Source organism: Rhizobacter sp. P2_H2 (genome assembly GCF_056403375.1).
Genome location: NZ_JBFUFP010000588.1, coordinates 1 through 3,389, shown reverse-complemented (window position 1 = coordinate 3,389; position 3,389 = coordinate 1). Strand labels below are relative to the sequence as shown.

The 3,389-nt window shown below is 70.3% G+C and carries 6 protein-coding genes; all 6 read right to left on the bottom strand.

Annotated elements, in window-relative coordinates:
- Window positions 1-135: 135 nt before the first annotated feature.
- The gene (locus AC1D15_RS22985) at window positions 136-495 is read right to left on the bottom strand and encodes a hypothetical protein (RefSeq protein WP_477827794.1); all 360 of its coding nucleotides are present in this window, start codon (window positions 493-495) and stop codon (window positions 136-138) included.
- 117 nt (window positions 496-612) lie between these two features.
- Window positions 613-981 (bottom strand): hypothetical protein, encoded by a 369-nt coding sequence (locus AC1D15_RS22980; protein WP_477827793.1) that lies wholly within the window; start codon window positions 979-981, stop codon window positions 613-615.
- A complete protein-coding gene (locus AC1D15_RS22975; protein ID WP_477827792.1) occupies window positions 978-1,364 on the bottom strand; it encodes a roadblock/LC7 domain-containing protein in 387 nt (128 codons plus the stop codon). The genes AC1D15_RS22980 and AC1D15_RS22975 overlap by 4 nt, the downstream gene beginning before the upstream one ends.
- Window positions 1,365-1,375: 11 nt before the next feature.
- A complete protein-coding gene (locus tag AC1D15_RS22970; protein ID WP_477827791.1) occupies window positions 1,376-1,903 on the bottom strand; it encodes a GTP-binding protein in 528 nt (175 codons plus the stop codon).
- A 5-nt stretch (window positions 1,904-1,908) separates the two neighbouring features.
- Entirely contained in the window at window positions 1,909-2,457 is a 549-nt protein-coding gene (locus tag AC1D15_RS22965) for a hypothetical protein (protein ID WP_477827790.1), read from the bottom strand.
- A 150-nt stretch (window positions 2,458-2,607) separates the two neighbouring features.
- Window positions 2,608-3,389 (bottom strand): efflux transporter outer membrane subunit (locus AC1D15_RS22960; protein WP_477827789.1); only part of this gene is annotated, 782 nt, incomplete at its 5' end.

The window sequence follows — 3,389 nt, the reverse complement described above, 5'->3', positions numbered from 1 at the left end:
GTAGGCGCCGGGGATCAACGCGGCGCTCGGCGGGTCTTGCGATCCTTGCGCGCCGCCGCCGCAACCGATCAAGGCCAGCATGGCCGCCAGGCAGAGGCTCACCGTCACAGCAGCGTTGCGCGTCATCGTGCGGCCTCAGATCACCAGTTCGCGCTCGACGTCCTGGGCCTTGCGCCGCGCCAGCGCCAGGTTGGACTTGCTCTTGTCGAGCACGAAGTAGACGAACACGCCTTCCTTGCGCGAGACCGGGCGGATGATGTGGTACTGCCGGCCCAGCGTGATCAGGATGTCGTCGATCACGTCGTTCAGGCCGAGCTGGCGCATCGTCTTCAGCTTGGCGCGCACCACCTCGGTGTTGCCGGCGGCAGCCACTTCGAGGTCGACACCGGAGCCTGTCGAGCCGAGCATCATGCCGCTGGCGGAATCGACCACCGCTGCGCACATCGCGCCGTCCACGGTCAGCAGGTCATCGAGGGATTGTTTGATGGTGGCCATGTTTCTTTCTTCCAATCGTCGGGTTGAGTGTGGAGATCGCTTCGGCACGGTGAAGGCCGCGCCCATGCCCGATCCCCGGGCTGGCATGTGTGTTGGAACGGACGCGCCGGCCCCTGGTCACGAACGGCGCAGCAGCTCGCCGAGTGCGCGCGCCATGCGCTGCAGCGCGATCCAGTCGACGCCGCGGTGCTCGCCATGCGCGACGAGCAGCACGTCGGGGTCGCTGCAGCACGGGAACACCGCGAGCACGCCGCCGCTGTGGTACATCACCGCCGCACCGAGCGTGCCCAGGCCGGCGAAGTTCAGCTTCTGCCGCTCGTGCAGCCGCCAGTAGTCCACTGCCGCTTCCCACACGCGCTCGGCGTTCGGCGCGCCGGCACGGCTGTCCCAGACCAGCCCGGTGTGCGCATCGACCAGCGCGCAGCCGACGACGCCCGGATGGGCGGCCATGCGGTCCAGCTCGGCACCGACCTGGATCGTGTTCATGCCGCGTTCATCAGGCGTTCGGCCTCCGCCAGGCGGCTCCACACCAGGCCCAGCATCACCGACTGGTCGGTGAGGACGGCGACGACGATGGCCTGGCCGCGCACCTGCATGCAGCGCACCGCGAGCCGCCCGCCGGAGGACTCGACCACCAGGTAGCGGGGCGCGCCGATGYCGGTCTCGCGGCTGGCCGCATCGCCGAGCGCGGAGAAGGAGCCGACCATCGCGGCCAGGCGCGCCGGCGCGATCGCGGTCTGCCCGGCGTGCGTGAGCTCGAAGCCGTCGGCCGTCGCGATCAGCACGGCGCGCGCACCGTCGACTTCGGCGAACAGGCTTTGGGCCGCGTGCCGGGCGGGTTCGGTCRGGGAGGTGTTCAGGTGGGACATGAGGGTTCCGGTCAGGCGCGCATCTCGCCCTGGATGAGCACGGTGTCGACCAGCAGCAGGACGTCCTCGCGGCGGCGCACGTCCACCGGCAGCACCGGCAAGGCCAGCCCCCGCTCGGCGAGCAGGTCGCTGAACCGGTCGATCGCAGGCTGCGGGAACTCGGCCGTGCGCCCGATGCCCACCGCGCAGTTCATCGTCGGCAGCAGGTGCCGGTAGGCGTCCAGGCAGGTCGAGAGATCGTCCAGCGGGTCGGGCCGCGAGTTGTCGAGCAGGATCACCAGGCCGAGCGCGTCGGTGGCGATGATCTGCCACATGAACTCGAAACGCAGCTGCCCGGGCGTGCCGAACAGCTGCACGCAGCGGCCGCCGGCCAGGTCGACCTGGCCGAAGTCCAGCCCGACGGTGGTGAGTTCCTTGGCGAGCGTGGGGTCGGTGTTGCGCACGTCGGTGACCACCGGCGGAATGTCGCTCAGCATCGCGATGGCGGTGGTCTTGCCGGCCCCCGGCGGCCCGGTGAAGACGATCTTGGGCAGGGTCATCGTCGTCATGCCAACCCCAGGCTGCGCCGGATCTCGCCGAACGTGCCCTGGTCCGGGCATCGGGCCGCACAGGGCCCCTTCACCTCGGGCTGGCAGGAAGCGGCCGGCATCACATCCAGCACGTCGGCCGCGATCAACGCCGCCACGAATGCCTCGCAGGCCCGCCGGTCGACGTGGCTGCGGCGCGTCAGCTCGTCGATGTCGATCTGCCGCGCCGACAACAGGAAGCTCGCGAGCCGGGGCCGATCGGCATCGCCTTGCAGCAAGGCCTGCGCCGGCCAGCGGCGCAGACGCAGCTGCGCGCCCGCCGTCCCGGGCTCCCCGGCGAGCCGGCGCTCCAGCTGCTGCAGTGCATCGATGACGTCCTCGTACTGCAGCGGGTGCGCCAGGTGACCGAGCACGTCATGCCCACCTTCGAACACGATCTGCCAGTCCCGGCTCAGCCGCTCGCGGCCGATGCGCAGGAAGGCCGCGATCTTCGCGATGTCCCTGTCGGTCAGGTGCTCCGCCTGCAGCTTCAGCGTGCGCTCGGGGTTGCGATGGGGGGACGTCATGGAACGGTGTGGCCACAACCCCCTGCGCTGCACGCTGTCGCGCCGATCAAGCTGGGCCGTGTTCTGAGTTGCTGGTCGGCATGTTAGGGATGGACTTCAGCGAAGTCATGATGCTGGCGTGATCGGAACATATCGGGGCATGACAGCACCTCATCCACCGGCGCGCCCCTCGGACCAGCCACCGCCCAGCACCTTGTAGAGCGTCACCAGGTTCGACATGCGCGACAGCCGCGTGCCGATCAGGTTCTGCTGCGCGCTGTAGAGCGAGCGCTGCGAATCCAGCACTGCGAGGTAGCTGTCGACGCCGCGCGAGAAGCGCGCACGCGACAGCCGATCGCTCTCGGCCGTCGCGTCGACCAGCGACTGCTGCGCCTCGAGCTGGTCGCCGACCGTGCTGCGCTGCGCCAGCGCGTCCGACACCTCGCGGAACGCCGTCTGGATCGCCTTCTCGTACTGGGCCACGCCGATGTCGCGATCGATCTTCGCGATGTCGAGGTTGGCGCGGTTGGCGCCGCCATCGAAGATCGGCAGCGAGACCTGCGGGATGAACGACCAGGTGCCCGAGCCGGCGCGGAACAGCTCGGACAGCTCGCTGCTGGCCGAGCCGGCCGACGCGGTCAGGCTGATGCGCGGATAGAACGCGGCGCGCGCCGCGCCGATGTTCGCGTTGGCCGCCTTCAGCTGGTGTTCGGCCTGCAGCACGTCCGGCCGGCGCTCGAGCAGCGCCGACGGCAGGCCGCCCGGCAGCTCGGGCAGCGCGTTCAGCGCGTCGGCCAGGTTCGTCGGCAGCAGCCCGTCCGGCAGCGCCGAGCCCACCAGCAGCTGCAGCGCATTGCGGTCCTGCGCCACCTGCGCGGTGTAGCGTGCCACGTCGACGCGCGCGCTGTCGACGCTGGTCTGCGCCTGCCGCAGCGCCAGCGCCGACGTGACGC